Source organism: Mucilaginibacter sp., from assembly GCF_965200995.1.
Classification (GTDB): domain Bacteria; phylum Bacteroidota; class Bacteroidia; order Sphingobacteriales; family Sphingobacteriaceae; genus Mucilaginibacter.
Window position 1 is genome coordinate 1169099 of sequence record NZ_OZ241743.1, and the last position, 17800, is coordinate 1186898.

The 17800-nt window shown below is 40.2% G+C and carries 19 protein-coding genes; all 19 read left to right on the top strand.

Features of this window, described 5'->3' with window-relative positions; translation table 11 throughout:
* Window positions 1–273 precede the first annotated feature (273 nt).
* The 19 genes from ACY652_RS05620 to ACY652_RS05710 all read left to right on the top strand — a co-directional run bounded on the left by ACY652_RS05620 (window position 274) and on the right by ACY652_RS05710 (window position 17787).
* Window positions 274–852, top strand: coding sequence for a glycosyltransferase family protein (locus ACY652_RS05620; protein WP_462267050.1), 579 nt, complete (start codon window positions 274–276; stop codon window positions 850–852).
* Window positions 845–1393 carry a hypothetical protein gene (locus ACY652_RS05625; protein ID WP_462267051.1) on the top strand — a complete coding sequence of 183 codons (549 nt, stop codon included), beginning with the start codon at window positions 845–847 and terminating at the stop codon, window positions 1391–1393. Before ACY652_RS05620 ends, ACY652_RS05625 begins: the two co-directional genes overlap by 8 nt.
* Window positions 1393–2406, top strand: coding sequence for a glycosyltransferase family 2 protein (locus ACY652_RS05630; protein WP_462267052.1), 1014 nt, complete (start codon window positions 1393–1395; stop codon window positions 2404–2406). The genes ACY652_RS05625 and ACY652_RS05630 overlap by 1 nt, the downstream gene beginning before the upstream one ends.
* 3 nt (window positions 2407–2409) lie before the next feature.
* Window positions 2410–3369, top strand: coding sequence for a nucleotide-diphospho-sugar transferase (locus ACY652_RS05635; RefSeq protein WP_462267053.1), 960 nt, complete (start codon window positions 2410–2412; stop codon window positions 3367–3369).
* A 65-nt stretch (window positions 3370–3434) separates the two neighbouring features.
* Window positions 3435–4208, top strand: a complete 774-nt coding sequence (locus ACY652_RS05640; RefSeq protein ID WP_462267054.1) for a class I SAM-dependent methyltransferase — start codon at window positions 3435–3437, stop codon at window positions 4206–4208.
* The gene (locus ACY652_RS05645; RefSeq protein WP_462267055.1) at window positions 4208–5356 is read left to right on the top strand and encodes a glycosyltransferase family 9 protein; all 1149 of its coding nucleotides are present in this window, start codon (window positions 4208–4210) and stop codon (window positions 5354–5356) included. Before ACY652_RS05640 ends, ACY652_RS05645 begins: the two co-directional genes overlap by 1 nt.
* Window positions 5357–5369: 13 nt before the next feature.
* Window positions 5370–6266 (top strand): glycosyltransferase family 2 protein, encoded by an 897-nt coding sequence (locus tag ACY652_RS05650; protein ID WP_462267056.1) that lies wholly within the window; start codon window positions 5370–5372, stop codon window positions 6264–6266.
* Between the two features lie 136 nt (window positions 6267–6402).
* Complete coding sequence (locus tag ACY652_RS05655) at window positions 6403–7209, top strand: glycosyltransferase (protein ID WP_462267057.1); 807 nt, start codon at window positions 6403–6405, stop codon at window positions 7207–7209.
* A gap of 39 nt (window positions 7210–7248) precedes the next feature.
* A complete protein-coding gene (locus ACY652_RS05660) occupies window positions 7249–7863 on the top strand; it encodes an acyltransferase family protein (protein WP_462267058.1) in 615 nt (204 codons plus the stop codon).
* Window positions 7836–8345 carry an acyltransferase family protein gene (locus ACY652_RS05665; protein WP_462268224.1) on the top strand — a complete coding sequence of 170 codons (510 nt, stop codon included), beginning with the start codon at window positions 7836–7838 and terminating at the stop codon, window positions 8343–8345. Before ACY652_RS05660 ends, ACY652_RS05665 begins: the two co-directional genes overlap by 28 nt.
* Before the next feature lie 70 nt (window positions 8346–8415).
* Window positions 8416–10134 (top strand): HAD-IIIC family phosphatase, encoded by a 1719-nt coding sequence (locus tag ACY652_RS05670; protein ID WP_462267059.1) that lies wholly within the window; start codon window positions 8416–8418, stop codon window positions 10132–10134.
* A complete protein-coding gene (locus ACY652_RS05675; RefSeq protein WP_462267060.1) occupies window positions 10134–10379 on the top strand; it encodes an acyl carrier protein in 246 nt (81 codons plus the stop codon). Before ACY652_RS05670 ends, ACY652_RS05675 begins: the two co-directional genes overlap by 1 nt.
* Window positions 10380–10520: 141 nt before the next feature.
* Entirely contained in the window at window positions 10521–11816 is a 1296-nt protein-coding gene (locus ACY652_RS05680) for an MBOAT family O-acyltransferase (RefSeq protein WP_462267061.1), read from the top strand.
* Window positions 11816–12883, top strand: a complete 1068-nt coding sequence (locus tag ACY652_RS05685; protein WP_462267062.1) for a hypothetical protein — start codon at window positions 11816–11818, stop codon at window positions 12881–12883. Before ACY652_RS05680 ends, ACY652_RS05685 begins: the two co-directional genes overlap by 1 nt.
* Window positions 12880–13746, top strand: a complete 867-nt coding sequence (locus ACY652_RS05690; RefSeq protein WP_462267063.1) for a glycosyltransferase family 2 protein — start codon at window positions 12880–12882, stop codon at window positions 13744–13746. The genes ACY652_RS05685 and ACY652_RS05690 overlap by 4 nt, the downstream gene beginning before the upstream one ends.
* Window positions 13743–14948, top strand: a complete 1206-nt coding sequence (locus ACY652_RS05695; RefSeq protein ID WP_462267064.1) for a glycosyltransferase family 4 protein — start codon at window positions 13743–13745, stop codon at window positions 14946–14948. The genes ACY652_RS05690 and ACY652_RS05695 overlap by 4 nt, the downstream gene beginning before the upstream one ends.
* 10 nt (window positions 14949–14958) lie before the next feature.
* Window positions 14959–15879: a glycosyltransferase gene (locus ACY652_RS05700; protein WP_462267065.1), complete on the top strand. Its 921-nt coding sequence runs from the start codon at window positions 14959–14961 to the stop codon at window positions 15877–15879.
* A gap of 4 nt (window positions 15880–15883) precedes the next feature.
* Window positions 15884–16801 carry a hypothetical protein gene (locus tag ACY652_RS05705; protein WP_462267066.1) on the top strand — a complete coding sequence of 306 codons (918 nt, stop codon included), beginning with the start codon at window positions 15884–15886 and terminating at the stop codon, window positions 16799–16801.
* Entirely contained in the window at window positions 16783–17787 is a 1005-nt protein-coding gene (locus ACY652_RS05710) for a glycosyltransferase family 2 protein (RefSeq protein ID WP_462267067.1), read from the top strand. The genes ACY652_RS05705 and ACY652_RS05710 overlap by 19 nt, the downstream gene beginning before the upstream one ends.
* Window positions 17788–17800 lie beyond the last annotated feature (13 nt).

Genomic DNA, 17800 nt, shown 5'->3' on the forward strand with positions numbered 1-17800 from the left:
CAAATTTGTAATTCATATCGCCTTTTATCTATACAACAATAAGGAAGTAAGCGGCTTTGAATATTTTTACGATCAATATAACGAAGTCCAGTGCTATATTGGCGTTGCCAATTAGTTTACTACTTTAATCAAAGTAGCATCAGCATCCACTATCCTGTTGCGCCGCATTTGAAAAAAGTTTATCAGCATTCGATCTATAAAAAGGGGGTTTCTCAAGAACTGAAGAACTGGCCGAAATTTATTTCAGTTTGCCGCTGAACCTTTTAATATGTGATGAGAAAATTGAATGTGTATGCGATTATATGTATGGCTCTTATGCGTAAGATATTGATAGTAAACAGTTCGCTGGCTTTAGGGGGTGCCGAAAAACTTATTTATGAGCTGGCAATATTTTCAAAAAAGAATGATATCAAGCCAACCATATTGATATTAGATAGCTACCAAGCCGAGTATTACGACGAGGTGTTTAAACAAAAAAAAATCAAGGTTGTAAGAACGAGATTACAGAACATTAAACATTTAAGAGCACCGCTAAAAATGTTTAGGTCAATTTACTGGTCAATTATACTCAAATATTTTGCAAACAACATTTTTAACAGCATACACATCATCGGACTATATAATGTATATAAAATAAAGAAAGTTGTTACTCACAGGCATCGCTTCTTTTGGCATGTCACCAATGCCATTCAAAATCCAAACTATAGTTACGCTTTTGATACTAATTACTTCAACAACGAGCAAGACACAGTAGTATGTATTAACGCCTACCAGGTTAGAGAGCTAAAACAGCAATACGGCGACTCACTGTTATCTAAAATCACACTATTCAGGTTATTTTTTAATGATTAACATTAACGTAGTTGCACGCATTTCAGAAGATAAAAACTCATTTGGCGAACTGCTTAGTTTACTTGAGGTACTTAAGCAAAATAATATAAATACAGTAAGACTACTTTTTATAGGACCGATAGAAAGCCAAGCTGTTTATCAGCAAATTATTAGCACCGCTAACCGGCTGGGCGTTTTGTCTGATATCGCGTTCACTAAAAAGGCTGTTCCTATTGATAAACTTGATGAAGATATTAAGGCCGGTTATTTCATAAATTTTACGGTTGGTAATTTTATCGGCTACTCGGCTTTAGAAAGTATTAAAGCCGGTTTAAAAACCCTGTGCTATAATACTGATAAGAATTGTGAAGAGGAATTTGACAGCACCCTTATTAATATGTGCGCCAATATGGATCAACTTACCTACGTAATCCGGCTGATTAACGATGATAAAGCAAAAATGGATAAGGAACTTACCATTTGTAATTTGGAAATGGTAAAAAAGTTTAGTTTAAACAGAGCAGAGAGCCAACAACTGTTTTCAATAATATCTCCGCAATAGTGTTAGGTGTTTCAATTATTGTTTGCTGCTATAACAGTGCTTTGCGCCTCCCAAAAACAATACAGCACATTGCTCTACAACAAGTGCAGGATGATATACTTTGGGAAGTTATTATTATTGATAATGCATCTATTGACAATACGGCCTCTGTTGCAAAGGCTGAATGGGAAAAGCACAACAATATTAATATCAAGTTCAGAGTAATAAAGCAACCCATACCCGGCTTAAGCCATGCCCGCGATAAAGGCATAGAAATTGCGAATTATGAGTATCTACTATTTTGCGACGATGATAATTGGCTGCTTAATGATTACGTTTCCCAGTTATTTAACATCATGCAAGCCGACACCAGAATTGGTGCTTTGGGCGGTTGCGGAATATTTGAACCTGAACAGCCTGTTAACCATCAGGTTGAAAAACTTGCGAGATATTATGTAAATGGCCCCCAAAACCATGTCGAAAAAGAACATTGGGTTTATGGTGCAGGGGCAATATATCGTAAAAGCTTGTTAACTAAATTAAAACAACTGGGCTGGCAACAGATTACAACAGATCGTATAGGCAAGGTATTACTTTCAGGCGGGGATGTGGAAATTTGCTTGATGCTTCATTTAATGGGTTATAAGATTAAAGCCGATAATAACTTAAAATTTAAACATTTTGTTGCTCATAAAAAGCAAAATACCAATTATATCATCAACCTTTCTTATTGGCTTAGTTACAGCAGCGTGCTTTTAAACAGTTATTATGTTTTTTTCAATCAAAATAAAAGAACCATTAATGATATCAATAATTCATGGCTGCGTTCGGCCGCTAAAACATTTATCAAAGATATTATCCTCATCGCTTTTCAAAAATTTGTAAAATGGCAGGCTATCACTGTTGAACAAAAAATTTCATTAAATTCAATGTATGGCACATGCGCTTCCCTTCTTAAAAACAGAAAAATGATAGCACGCCAGCACCAGCAAGTTAAAAATATATTAGTGCACCTTGGCAGGATTACATCATAGTTCATGAATAATAAAACACCGGTACTATTCCTGATTTTTAATCGCCCGGATATTACTCAAACTGTTTTCAATGCTATACGCAAATTTAAGCCTGCATATCTTTATGTGGCTGCTGACGGGCCCAGAGCCGCCCGCCCGGATGACTTACAGCTATGTAAAGCTGCCAGAGCGATAATTGAGCAGATTGATTGGGATTGCAATGTTAAGACGCTTTTCAGAGATGAAAATAGGGGCTGTGGAAAAGCAGTATCAGAAGCTATCACTTGGTTTTTTAGTTACGTGGAAGAAGGGATAATATTAGAGGACGATTGTTTGCCCAATGAAAGCTTTTTTAATTTCTGCGAATGTTTATTAGAAAAATACAGAAACAAGAATCAGGTAATGCACATTGGAGGAGCTTGCTTTCAGGATAAAACCGCTCTGAATAAAAACAGCTACTATTTTAGTAGCTACATACATATATGGGGATGGGCAACCTGGAAAAGGGCATGGTCACTGTACAACTACAATATTAGCCCGGATTCGAATTCTGGCTTGCTGGATAATTTAAAAAAAATATTTCCTGATAAAGCTGAATTCAATTTTTGGAAAAGAGGCTTTGATGATATAGCAAGCAACACCATTGATACATGGGATACTCAATGGTCATATACCGTTTATAAAAATAACGGAATAGGTATTACCCCCACAACCAACTTCATTTCAAACATAGGTTTTGGAGCTAACGCAACTCATACCTTAGTGGCAGATCCAAAAACAACAGCTTTACCGCTTACTTCTATAGATGTAGTGAGGCATCCTGTAAATATCCAGATTTCACGCCGGTTAGACCGGAAAACTTTTAAGAAATTGTTTCAATTTGGCAATACTAAATTTAACAGGATAAAATTTATAATCGGGCAGAAAGCACCAATAGTTAAGCTCACTTACAATAGCCTGTTTAAAGCCCGTAAAACAATATAACTATCCACAAGTTGACCTGCATCATTTGTTCAAATAAACTAATCCCTTTGTTTCGGGCAACAGTAATGTTTAAGCATGATATACAATATTATAAATGTACAAACTGTGGGATACTACAAACAGAAAATCCATACTGGCTTGATGAAGCCTATGAAAATGCCATTACCATAACTGATATTGGCCTGCTACGCAGAAATTTCAGTTTAAGCAAAACCGTTTTGGATATCACATCAAAAATTTTTGATACCCGTAAAAGGTTTCTTGATTTTGGAGGTGGATACGGTGTATTAGTAAGGTTGCTACGCGATAAAGGGTTAGATTTTTACCGGCAGGATATTTACTGCCAAAATATCTTTGCTATTCATTATGATATTTCAGACCTTAAACCAAGTGACCTGCATTTTGAAGCGGTAACATGCTTTGAGGTATTTGAACATGTTACTAATCCTTACCTGCTTTTTGACGAGCTGCTTTCATACGCTTCAAATATCTTGATCTCGACCCGAATAATACATAGAGAAATCAATTCTCCGGATGATTGGTGGTACATTGCCCCGGAAACAGGTCAGCATATAATTTTTTACACCTTAAAATCCTTAGAGCTTATCGCCGATAAATATGGAATGAACTTATACTCGGATGGAGATAATCTTCATCTTTTTACTCGTCAAAAATTAAACAAGAACCCGCTGATATACAAAAACTCGTTAATTGACCGGATTAAAGACAAAATTGTATATTTCTTAACTAAGCCCGCCAGCAGCACCATAAAAAGTTTAGTGGAGCATGATTTAAGTAATGTTAAATCAATTGCGCTTGAAAAAATTTCTAAGGGTTAATGCATTCTATCAGTAATAAATTTAAATTTTTGGTTATACGCAAAATTGCGCCGACCATTATCAAAGCTGTCTTCTTTTTTGTTCCATCCCGAAAGAACACGCTTTTAATTATTAAAACTGACGGCATTGGAGATTATATTTTATTCAGAAACTTTCTTAGTTTTTTAAAAGAATCTGAGAAGTATAAAAAGTACAAGATATACCTGCTTGGCAATAATGCTTATCAGGACCTCTCGGTTCATCTTGATAAATATAGTGTGGATGCTTTTTTTGGGTATGCTGACAAATACTTTTTAAAATGGAAGTTACTAAAGTTATTATTTAAACTTCAGTGCCTGCGGTTAAACACTATAATTTATGCCAACTATTCACGCAAAGCTCAAGTTGACTGGATAGTGAAATATATACATGCCTTAAATAAAATTGGTATTGATGGTGATACTATAAATCAATCGGCTCAGCTAAAGCTTAAAGGGAATGCATTTTATACCCGGTTAATAAATATGCCTTCTGATAATCTTCATGAATTTGAAAGAAACAAAATATTATTTGAAACAATCACAGAACAAAACTGTGATTATCGTAAACCCTTTATTGAGAAACAGCGGTTAAACATTGTAAATAATGATAGTGTTGTAGTTTTTATAGGCGCCAGTGATGAGAGCAGAAAGTGGACCAATAAAAATTTTAGCGATTTAAGCAAGCGTATCATATATGACCTTGATAAAAATGTGATACTTGCTGGTGGCAAAGATGAAATGACCGATAGCATTAAAATTCAACAGAATGGTGCGACGCATCATCTTATAAATAAAACCGGGCAGTTAAGTTTAGTACAGTTATGTGAATTGATGGGTGGTGCAAAACTTGTTGTTTGCAGTGATACAGTAGCAGTTCACATTGCGGCGGCCTTATCAATACCTGCAGTTTGCATTTCAAGAGGTGATCTTTTTAAAAGGTTTATTCCATATCCGGATCATATAGAAAACAAAATCACAACTATATTCTCTCCTGATTTTAATGCAGATGATGCCACTTATAATAATTGGTCATCATTAAATATAAACTCAGTATTGTTAAGTGATGTTTACAACGCGGTGGAAAGCACTTTAAAAAATAATTATTCCATTTTAAGTGCATCTTCCTGACTTAAATAACTATTTGGTATCATTTAAAAAGAATGGCATCACTTTTCCTCTGCCGACGGTTGCCACCAAGGGAGATGGCTTATTGGGTACCTTACCCCCTCCCCCACCCGGCAAAACCGGCTGGCCCTGGGACCGGCAAACCAACCCTGCTGTTTATGATGAACCTATAAATTGGCCAAAACTTACTATTGTTACGCCATCGTATAATCAAGCCGGCTTTTTAGAGCAAACCATCAGGGCGGTGCTGCTGCAAAACTACCCTAACTTGGAATATATTATTATTGATGGCGGCAGCAACGACGGCTCTTTACAAATCATTGAAAAATACGCACCCTGGATCAGCTATTATCAAAGCGGAAAAGACGAAGGTCAAAGCCATGCCATTAATATGGGGTTTAGCCTGTCATCAGGCGGCTATCATGCCTGGATCAACAGTGACGACTATTATCTGGAGGGCGTTTTTCATAAAGTGATAACAAGCTTTATGAAAACAGAGGTTGATTTTGTTTACGGTTATGGCATTGACTGCAACGTACTAACCGGCGAAAGAAAAACAAACCGGATACTTCCCTTCACCGATTACTTCATCAAGATTCCCGGACTGATACAGCCATCAACTTTTTGGAATGCACGCATCCACGAACCTGTATGGGAGGAACTGCATTGTGCGCTCGATTATGAATTATGGCTCCGGCTGGTAAAAGGCCATAGCAGGCTGCTGATCAAAGAGCCCTTATCAGTTGCCCATACGCATGATGCAGCCAAGACCCATTCACCTAACATGAAAGCGCAGTGGGAGGCAGACCATCAAAAGATTTGGGCGGCAGATGCGCATGGTACAGTACATGAATGGAAAAGGATTACGTTTTTAAACAGGATTAGAGTATTACTTTATCGTTGGTTTAGTTGATAAGGATTTAAATTCACAAATCAACAACTTTTATTTAAGCCCTTACTATCATCATTATATTATACCATTACATCCGTATCCCAGCAGAGATTCATTACTTTCAACACTCATTTAACCTTAAATAACTATAAATCAATTGAAATATCCTATTTCTGCCATAGTTGTCGGTTATAATGAGGCTGATATGCTTAAGGGGTCGCTATCTAAATTATCATTTTGCTCGGAAATCTTATATTTTGATTTAGGCTCTTATGACAATTCTAAGGAAATTGCTGAAAGTTTTGGAGCACAGGTCATCATACATGAAAAGGTTGATGGCTGCGAATGGATACATGCCAAGTACGCACAAACCACTAAATATAACTGGGTACTGATAACTGACCCCGACGAGGTGCTGAGTAATGAATTAATTGCTGAAATAACTCAACTATTTCAGGCTGACACTTTAACGGAAAAAGTTGGGGCGGTGACAGCGCCATGGCTATTTCATTTTAAAAATAAAAAATTACTCGGCACCAACTGGGGCGGCATCAATAGCCGGATACTGCTAATTCACAAGCAACGTTTCGAATTTGTTCCGCTGGTTCATGCAGGCAGAGTTCTGTACAGCGGATATACCAAGTATGATATTCAGTATAACGGGGAAAATTATATTTATCACTACTGGATGACAAGCTACCGTAAACTGTTTGAAAAACACCTGCGATATCTTAAAAACGAAGGGGAGGCGCGTTATAAAACCGGCAGGCGCACTTCTGTAAAAGGCATTATTTTGGAACCTTACAAATCATTCAAATATAGCTATCTAACAAAACATGGATTTAAAGACGGCTTTACCGGCCTGTTCCTGTCTTTATTCTGGATGTGGTATGAATGTTCAGCCCAGGTGCAAAACTACCGTTACCAGCGACGGCAGGAGAAAATACAGTACCAGGCGCGGTAATTTCAAGTCAACTCATAACGCTGTTTCATAAATTTAATATTGCAACGCTTTAAGTATATAGACGCATTAAGGGGAATAGCCATTATGCTGGTAGTATTGCACCATTCGCATCCCTATTTTGCTGGTATCAGTCATTATAGTTTACCCTCTGTTTTTGAAACTGTTCTGCAAAATGCCGATAAGGGGGTAACGCTCTTTTTTGTGTTGAGCGCTTACACATTATGCCTTTCCTTAGGGCAAAAAAAAGACGCTGAGGCACATCCGCTTCGTAATTATTTTTTAAGGCGGGGGTTCCGTATCATTCCCCTTTATTATATTGCTATATTTGTAATACTGATTGCAAATATCAATCATCCATCTGCATCCTCCCTGGCAGCTAACTTTTTATTTATACACGGGTTTAGCCCTTACTGGATTAATTCAACTGTACCGGGCGGATGGTCAGTTGGCATTGAAGTAATATTCTATTTAATATTTCCGCTTATTTTTTTCCGCATACGATCTGTTCACCAAGTTGTAAACATTACCCTAACTTGTATGCTTATCGCGAAGCTATTAACCAGTTTAATGTCCAGATACCTACACATCAGTGATATGGTATCAATGGGCGTTTTATTTATGAAAGTATTTGCTCACAGCTTCCTGTATTTTTGATAGGGATTTGTTTATACTATATTACAGAACAAACTAAGGACTATCAGGCAGCAACAAGGTTTTATGCTACCTACGTCTTTCTCGCCGGCTTAATAATTTTACATTTGCTCGGAGGAAACATTTTCAAACTACATTATCTGTTCGCCTTGGCTTTTGCCTTTTTATCTTTTGGACTGGCTCATTACCCTGCCGCAATTTTGGTAAATAATTTCACTGCATTTATAGGAAAATTAAGCTACAGTATTTATTTGGTTCATTTAATTGTGCTCAATATTCTGTTTAAATACAATTTTATGCATTATAACATTAATGCTTCTGCTGGTGTATTCATTAGGTTTGTTTCTGTTTTTTGCATAAGCACCTGTATATCTATCCTGACGTATAATTTCGTCGAAATACCTTTTCAAAGGTTGGGAAAACGCATCATCAATAAAACGGAGTTAAAAAGCAGAAAAATAGCAGAACCAATATTAGCAGCATAAATAACCATTCAATTACAGCCCAATAAAGCTCTAATTACCATTTCTCAACTTACATATATAGCATTAATAAATGCTGTCATTCGCTCAACTTAAAAAGAATTTAAAGAAAGACATCACCGGCTTAACACCGGTTAAAATAGCGCTGCTGGCAGACAGTGCGTCGCAGTTTATTAATATAGCAATAAAGGGGTACGGAGTAGAACTGGGTTTAAACCTGGAGATGTACGAAGCCGGTTATAACCAGATTGAGCAGCAGGTTTACAACCCAGCATCTGAACTGTATACATTTGAGCCTGCCTGCGTAGTTATCATTCAATCAACCGAACATTTACTGCACAGCTTTTATAATCAGGATAACCGCGTTGACTTTGCCGATTGCGTTATTGCCAAAACCGGCGACCTGTATATTAAGTTAGCGCAGCACTTAAAGGCCCAGATCATCATTAATACCTATGTTGAAATTAACGACCAGATCTTTGGCAGCTATGCGGCTAAAACCCAAACCTCTTTTTTATACCAGCTCCGCAAAATAAATCTTGGCCTTATGGATCTTGCGGGGACTAATACCGGTTTGCACATTGCCGAGCTGACATCAATATCGGCGGTTAAAGGTTACGAAAACACCTTTGATACCAAAATGTATATCAATGCGGATATGGTGTTTGGGCTTGATTTTTTGCCTTGTATAGGTCAAAATATCTGCCAGATCATCGCGTCAAGCCTCGGCAAATCAAAAAAATGCCTCATTCTTGATCTTGATAACACGCTTTGGGGTGGAACTATCGGCGATGACGGACCGGAAAATATCCTGATAGGAAGCCCTGGCATAGGCAAGGCCTTTACCCAGCTGCAGCTGTGGTGCCGCGAACTTAAAAACAGGGGTATCCTATTGGCAATATGCAGCAAAAATACGCTTGAAATTGCACAGGAACCGTTTATATCCCATCCGGACATGGTACTCAAACTTGAGGACATCAGTATTTTTGTTGCCAATTGGGAAAATAAGGCCGACAACATCAGGCACATACAGCAGGCACTCAATATTGGAATGGATAGCATGGTGTTTTTGGATGATAATCCTTTTGAGCGGGAGATGGTGAAAAGCGCCATTCCCGAACTCACTGTACCTTCCCTGCCTGAGGATCCTGCGGATTTTATGCTGTATCTGCGGAGTTTGAATTTGTTTGAAACGGTAACTTTTACAGAAGACGATAAAGCCCGGACCGGGCAGTACCGCCAGCAAGCCCAGCGTACCCGCCAGCAAAACAGCTTTGCAGATGAAGCCGATTACCTGGTCAGCCTCCAGATGCGCTCGCAGGTAAGCCGTATTAATAAATTCACTTCACCAAGGGTAGCCCAGTTAACCTTACGCTCAAACCAGTTTAACCTGCGTACTGTACGCTATACCGAAGCCGACATAGCCGGCATCAGTAGTTCCAACGATTATTACACCTTCACCTTTACCCTTGAAGATAAATTTGGAGATAATGGTCTTACAGCAATAGTCATTCTTAAAAAAATGGATAAGCGTAGCCTCTTTGTCGATACCTGGATCATGAGCTGCCGTATATTAAAGCGCAGTATGGAAGCTTTTACCCTTAATTGTATCGTACAAACCGCCCGAACACACGGCTTCGACAAGATAATTGGCGAGTATTTGCCTACTCAAAAGAATGGCATTGTAAAAGACCATTATCAAAGTCTTGGCTTTACTCAGAATGGCGACGTTTGGGAACTTCATACCAACAACTACATTAATAAACAAACCTTTATTACCAGCAAATTATAATGGATACAGAACAGGTACTTAAACAGGTTAACGATATTTTTAAAGATGTGCTTGAAAATGATGATATCCGCCTTACAACCGCCACTACGGTTGCAGATGTGGAAGAATGGGACTCATTAAACCATATCCAGCTGATAGTAGCCATCGAAAAGCATTTTAACATCCGCTTTACCAGTGCCGAAATTTACGCCTGGAAGAACATTGGCGATATGTGTGCTGTAATTGTACAAAAGCTGCAAAAGTAACCTATAGCCGCTCCCGCCAGGCCAATGCTTTTTAATTCACTCCTGTTCCTGCTCTTTTTCCTGATAGTAACCCCTGTTTATTACCTCTTACCGCATAGGGCACGCTGGGTATGGCTGTTGGCAGCAAGCTGTTACTTTTACATGTACTTTAAGCCGGTTTATATCCTCATCATTTTCTTTACCATTATTGTTGATTATTGTGCGGGGATACTCATCGAAAAATCGGAAGGGCGCAAGCGCAAGCTCTACCTTATTTTAAGTTTGGCCGCAAACATCGGCGTGCTGGCTTTTTATAAATATTTTAATTTTCTGGCTCAAAACATCAACTTCATCGGCTCATCTTTCAGGGCGCCCGAAATTCCGCTGCTCAACTTTATTTTGCCTATTGGCTTGTCGTTCCACACGTTCCAGGCCATGAGTTATACCATTGAGGTGTACCGCGGCAATCAAATAGCCGAGCGGCACCTGGGCATATACTCCTTGTATGTAATGTTTTACCCGCAAATGGTGGCCGGCCCTATTGAGCGCCCGCAGCATGTTTTGCCGCAACTGCACCGGGTTAATAAATACAATAACAAAAACCTGCTTACGGGCATTTTTCTGATGCTGGTAGGGCTGTTTAAAAAGGTAGTAATAGCCGACAGGCTTGGATTGTATGTTGATCCCTTATTTGCCAACCTGCATGCCCACTCGGCGCTTGATATGATGGTTGGAATCTTCTTCTTCGCCTTTCAGATCTATTGTGATTTCAGCGGATACTCAGATATAGCTGTAGGCGCTGCGCTTACGCTGGGTATTGAACTGATGCGGAATTTTAACTATCCTTTTACCAGTACATCTGTAACCGAATACTGGCGGCGCTGGCATATTTCGCTCTCCACCTGGCTTAGCGATTATGTATTTACTCCCATCCTCATTAATAAACGCAACTGGGGCAAAGGCGCGGTTTACTTTGCCTTACTGGTTACATTTCTCATCAGCGGCTTATGGCATGGCGCAGGATGGCCCTTCATTATCTGGGGATTGCTGCACGCTGTAGCCATGTGTTATGAAGTTTATACGAAAAAGCGCCGCAGCAGGCTGGCAAAAAAGGCTCCGCCCCTGTTATACCAGAATCTCAGTGTGGTTTTCACCTTTATGTATCTGCTTTTTGCCTGGATCTTTTTCAGGGCGCATACCGTTCAGGACGCTTTCTTTATGCTCGGCCATATTGTAACGTTCAATAACATGACCTATACAGCTGCGGGGCTAATGAATGTAAAAGAGATATTTTATTGCCTCCTGATTATCGCTTTATTAATGGCCGGCGAGAAGAGCGTGTATAAGATTTCAAATCTGGGCATCCCTCAAAAAATATACGCTTCAATTGTCCTGATTATATTATGTTATTTTCTGGGTGTTTTTAATGAGGCTCAATTTATATATTTCCAGTTTTAATGCGTAGGATAACTGGCATATTAATTACGATTGCCAGCCTGGCGGTTTTATTAACGGCCATGAACCAGGGTTTGGTAAACCGGATTAAACAAGACCGGTACTTCGATCACCTTACCCCCGGCAGCGCAAAGCCGAACTCGCTTTACCGCAAGGTTTTTATACGTACCAGCAGGTGGGAGTACGGCGACCTGTATGGAATTAGTTTTTTACCGGAATACAGGATTAAATTACAGCCGTTTAAAAATTATAATAACCGCAGCAATAAAAAACCGACCGGTAAAATACTGTATATTATTGGTGATAGTTTCACTGCTGATAAACTGTTCGATAATGCGTTCAGCGGCTTTGACCGGGTAATTTTTCTGGACAGAAGATTTCCTTTCGGCCCGGTTAGGCCTGACACTACAAAGCAAAACTACCTCATTATGGAGTTTGCTGAACTGAACATTGCGGGCTACCGCTCAAAAAAATCGTTCGAGATCGTAACTAATACCGCTATTACTGCAGCCTATAAGCCTGTTTCCATAGTTGAGCACCTGGGCAACATCATTTTTAATAAGGATCTCAATAAGAATATCGAGCTGTTGCTTTTTGATGATAAGATATTTACTTGTGCCAAAGAAGTAAAAGCATCATTCAATTATTACGTTTTAGGCAGGCTGCCTGAAGAGGTTGCGGTGAGTACCGATAAAAAACGCCTGCTGCTAAATAACACGGTGGATACAGCCGCTGCCCAATCAGTGTTCAGGCCGCTATCTGAGGCCGAAATTGATTCGGTAAGCGCAAACCTGAAGGCCGATGAGCAGCGATACCTTTCGTTGGGCTTTAAAAAGGTGTACCTTTCACTTATCCCTAATGCAGCCTCAATTTATGATGAGCACCGGTTTATCTATAACCATTTGCTGCCCCGCATTGAGCGTAGAACAAGCGTTCCCCTCATACCTGTTTACCACATTTTTAAGCTGGATAAAAGAAACCTGTATTCCCGCAGCGATGCGCACTGGAATGATACAGGCTACAAAATTTGGATAACGCAGGTTAATCATATTTTAGCAGGTACTGATTGACACCGTTCTTCTCTATCATTATTCCGCTGTTTAACAGCAGCAAAACCTTACAGCAAACGCTGGACAGCATCATCAGCCAAAATTTCAAGGATGTTGAACTGGTTTTCATTGATGGCGGCTCAACCGATGATACCCGGCTTATGGTGAGTAACTTTAAAAGAGACGCAGATACGGCCATTCAATTTATATCAGAGCCAGACAAAGGCATTTACGATGCCATGAACAAAGGCATGGATATGGCCACCGGCCAATGGTTTTATTTTATGGGCGGAGACGATACCTTTGCAGCACCTGATGTATTAACCATTGTGTATAACACCATACAAAGCGAAAACGCCCACCTGGTTTACGGCAATGTGACCGGCCTTCCATCAGGCACCACTTATACCGACGATACCCTGAATAAAGTATTATCGCGCGGCATACATCACCAGGGAATATTTTATAAACGCCAGGTATTTGATTATACCGGAAAATACGATCTTACTTTCAAAGTAGCGGCCGATTACCATTTAACCCTGAAGGTGTTTTGTAATCCGGCTTTCAAAACTCAATATATTAATTTGGAAATAGTACATTTCGGCGAAGCAGGCTTAAGTTCAGTCCTGTATGATTATCGTTTTTACAGTTATCATTACCGGTTTTTAGCGCAAAGCAAAGCAGTAAACAAACTTGAAGATAAAGGATTGTGCCTGAACCAATCTGTTTACTGCTGCCTCTGCCTGGCTAAAGAGGGGCAAAGCATGAGTTTTGCCTGGAGCAATATATTCTATTATCTAACCCATGCCAATCCGCTTAATATTCTCCAAAAATTTAAAATGCTGCTGCGGATGCTGTTCTGGAGTGTGCGTACATCAGGATGAACATCACGCTCATCACACCTTACTTTCCTGATGAACACACCATTGACAGCGGGATAGCCAGCCATTACCAATTGCTGGCCCAAAGCCTGGCAGCCAGAGGCAATAACATTGTGGTAATGCATGTTAGGGGGCAATATGAAAACGAGCACGATGCGTTCAGCAAACATAGCCCTGCCCCAAATATCACTGTATTAACTTTTAAAGTTAGAGTTCCGGCATTGGTACACCGGCTTTTTAAACGCAGGTGGGCGGTTATTGATCTGGCCTTAAAGCTAAGGTGTATGCTGGTTACAGCCGGCACCCTAAACAAAATACTAAAGCAGTACAACATTGATGTTGTTGAAACCAGCAGCTACTTTTCGCTATGTTATTTTGCACTACGTAAAAGAGTTAAAGCTCCGGTAACAGTAAGGGTAAGCACCACTTTGTCACAAATGATGACAGCGCATTACCCTTTTAAATCAAGGGGAATGAATTTAATAGCAGCCCTGGAAATCGCATTGATAAAGAAGAGCCGGCACCTGATTACACATGCCCGCAGCCATGCGCAGGAACTTGAACGACTATATGCTATTGATTCCGCCCATTTTACAATCATTCCACACGGTGTAAACCTGCCCGGTCTGCAGGAAGAAAGTTACAACAATGGGGCAGCTATCAAAATTTTATATACCGGCAGGTTAGAGTACCGCAAAGGAACCGATGTTCTCATGGCGGCCATTCCCCTGGTGTTACAGGAATGTCCGGATGTTTTGTTTGAATTGATTGGCAATGACCCTGGTAACGAATATCAAACCGGATTTGAGCAGGGCAACCAGAACGCTCTATTAAAGAAGGTATTTTTTAAGGGAAAAATAGCGAATGATGCTTTAGCCGAAGCCTATCAGAATTGCGATATCTTTGTAGCGCCGTCAAGGTACGAATCGTTTGGTATTATTTTTATTGAAGCGATGAGTTATGGCAAACCGGTAATAGGCTGCCCTGTAGGCGGTGTGCCTGATATTATTACAGAGAACTATAATGGACTGTTTGCAGATACCGGTAATGCACAAAGCCTGGCCGATAAAATATTGTTACTGGCAACCAACAAGCATTTGCGGAAAGAGATGGGATTAAACGCCCGTAAAACCGTCGAAGATAAATTTACAGCCGAGCAGTTGGCAGCCAACTCATTAAATTACTACCAAACACTGCTTAAATAGAAGCTTATTCATGGAGCTTTCGGTTATTATCCCTACTTATAATCCTGACCAGGAGCGACTGGCAAAAACATTCGCAGGACTAAAAGATCAGTTGTTGGACAGGGCTAACTGGGAACTTATTATTGTCGATAATAACTCATCAAATAATTTCCATCAGTACAGTAACCTCAGTTGGCATCCGGCTGCCAGAATAGTAACTGAAGCCAGGCAAGGGTTAACGTATGCCCGGCTCAGGGGATTTAATAAATCTACAGGTGATATTGTTGTAATGGTTGATGACGACAATATCCTGAGCAGGGATTATCTTCAGCATATAATTTCTATATTTCATCAAAACCCTCAAATAGCCGCTATCGGTGGTAAGTCGCTGCCTTTATTTGAAACCGCACCTCCCTCCTGGCTTCATGAGTTTTACGGTAACCTGGCCCTTCGAGATCTGGGCAATAATAGTATCGTTGCAGGCTGGAATAACCAATATCCCGATGCTGCCCCTGTTGGTGCCGGTATGGGCATCAGGCGTAAAGCGTTAGCATCATATATGGATAAAGTAGCATCAGGCAAAAGCAACATCAGCGACCGCACAGCTAATGCCCTAAATTCGGGAGGAGATAATGATTTGGTGCTCGAAATTCTGAAATCGGGCTGGCAGGTTGGCTATTTTCCGCAACTGAGGCTAAAGCACATTATTCCGGCTCAACGCATGGAGGCAGCTTACCTTGCCCGTTTAAACCACAATATTAATAAATCATGGGTTCAGCTATTGCAAAGCCATGGCATTAATCCCTGGAAAGAAATACCGGCTTTGGGTGTACTGCCCAGAAAAATAAAAGCCTGGTTTACTTATAAAGCATGGCAAAGCAAACCAGCATATATTAAATGGAAGGGCGCCTGCGGCCTGTTTGATGGATTGGCCAGCCTGCCCGCAGACTAACAACATGCAAGCGCTTGTTAACTTCTTATACCGCAACCCCAAAGCCAGGCTTAACCACTTCAGGCGTTTTGGCGGGTACATCAACTACCGCAAAATAATGGCCGCCCGTAAGCTGATGAAAAAGGCATCATTTGCATTACCACCTGTTACTTCTGCAGCCAACGGGCTGCCGGTTTATTTTTTAACGGGTAAAAGTTACCTGTATCAAACCCTGTTTTGCATCCGTTCGCTGGTGCTGGCATGTAAAACAAACTTCAGGTTTATCTTGATCGACGACGGCAGCTTTGACGATGCCTTGATCACCAGCATCAAAAAACAACTGCCCGGCGCGGATATCATCAGCCATGAAATCATTGTGCAAAATATTGAAAATGTAATACCAGCCGAAAAATTCCCTTATCTGCATAAAAAAAGAGCCGTTTATCCGCATATCAAAAAGCTGACCGATATACACACCCTATCCGGCGGCGGTTGGAAACTGGTACTTGATTCGGATATGCTTTTCTGGCATGAACCCCGCGAGATATTGGAATGGCTACGCACACCGTGCCGCCCGCTGCATATGATTGATTGCGGGGAAGCCTACGGGTATTCAAAAAAACTGATGGAACAACTGGCCGGCAAAACCATTAAACCGCTAATTAACGTTGGTGCGATAGGTTTGAATAGCGATACCATAAACTGGCACCATCTGGAGCGCTGGATTGGAGAATTGGAAAAGCGTGAAGGAACTTCGTATTACTTAGAGCAGGCGCTATCGGCCATGTTGATAGGCGATACTACTACCACCGTGTTGCTTCCGGAAAAATATATTGTTAACCCCGATAAGGCAGTTACAGCCGCCCAAAGCGGGCTGTTGCATCATTATGTTGACCTATCGAAGGAGCACTATTATAAACTGGCATGGAAAAAACTGGTTTAAAAACACCGCCTCTGGTTTCCGTCTGCATCCCGGCTTATAATTGCGAAAAGTATATTGGCGAGTGTTTAAAATCAATCATTGGACAAACTTATCAAAACCTCGAAATTATTGTTGTTGACGATGGCTCAACAGATGGTACAGCTGAGGTTATTCAGCTATTTTATGATAAGCGGTTAAAATTCATAAAGCAAAATAAAAGTGGCGCTGCAACTGCAAGAAATAAAGCCTTATCAGTTGCAAACGGAACCTATATTCAATTTATGGATGCCGATGACCTGCTGAGTTCAGATAAAATTGAAAAACAGGTTATCGCATTAACAGGATGCAGCAAAGCAGTAGCCGTGTGCAGTACGGTTCATTTTTTTGATAATTATTCGCCCTACGAAAGCAGGCCGTCTGCCTATGAAGATCAGTTTTTGTACACTACAAACAATCCAATTGATTTCATGGTCAGACTTTGGGGGGGATACGACTTCAATGGGTCTATGGTTCAACCTAATGCTTGGCTTACACCAAAGTCATTAATAGATATTGCGGGCGGATGGAATGAGCAGCTTACTTTAGATGATGACGGTGAATTTTTTACCAGAGTTGTATTAAACTGCGAACAGGTAATATACAGTGAAGGATTAAATTATTACCGGAAGTATAAAGATTTGCGTAATAATCTATCCTCTTTTTCAGAAGATGAAGGTTTGCGAAGCTTTTTAAAATCAACTTTATTAAAGAAGAAAAATTTATTTGACAAACGCAGGGATGCGGAAGCGTCAAGAGCTGTTTACCGGCAACTTATAACGATTGCGGTACGGACATATCTTGTAAATCCTACAGTGTATCACTGTGTAAGATCTGAATTAAAGCAACTTCCTGATTTTAAATTCAAAGAAAATATGGGGGGTGCAGCAATAAATTATGTAGCGCATCTTGCGGGATGGAAATTCGCGAAAAGAATACAATTATTATTAAAACGCTTCTCCCCTCGCTGATAAACCTTTATTT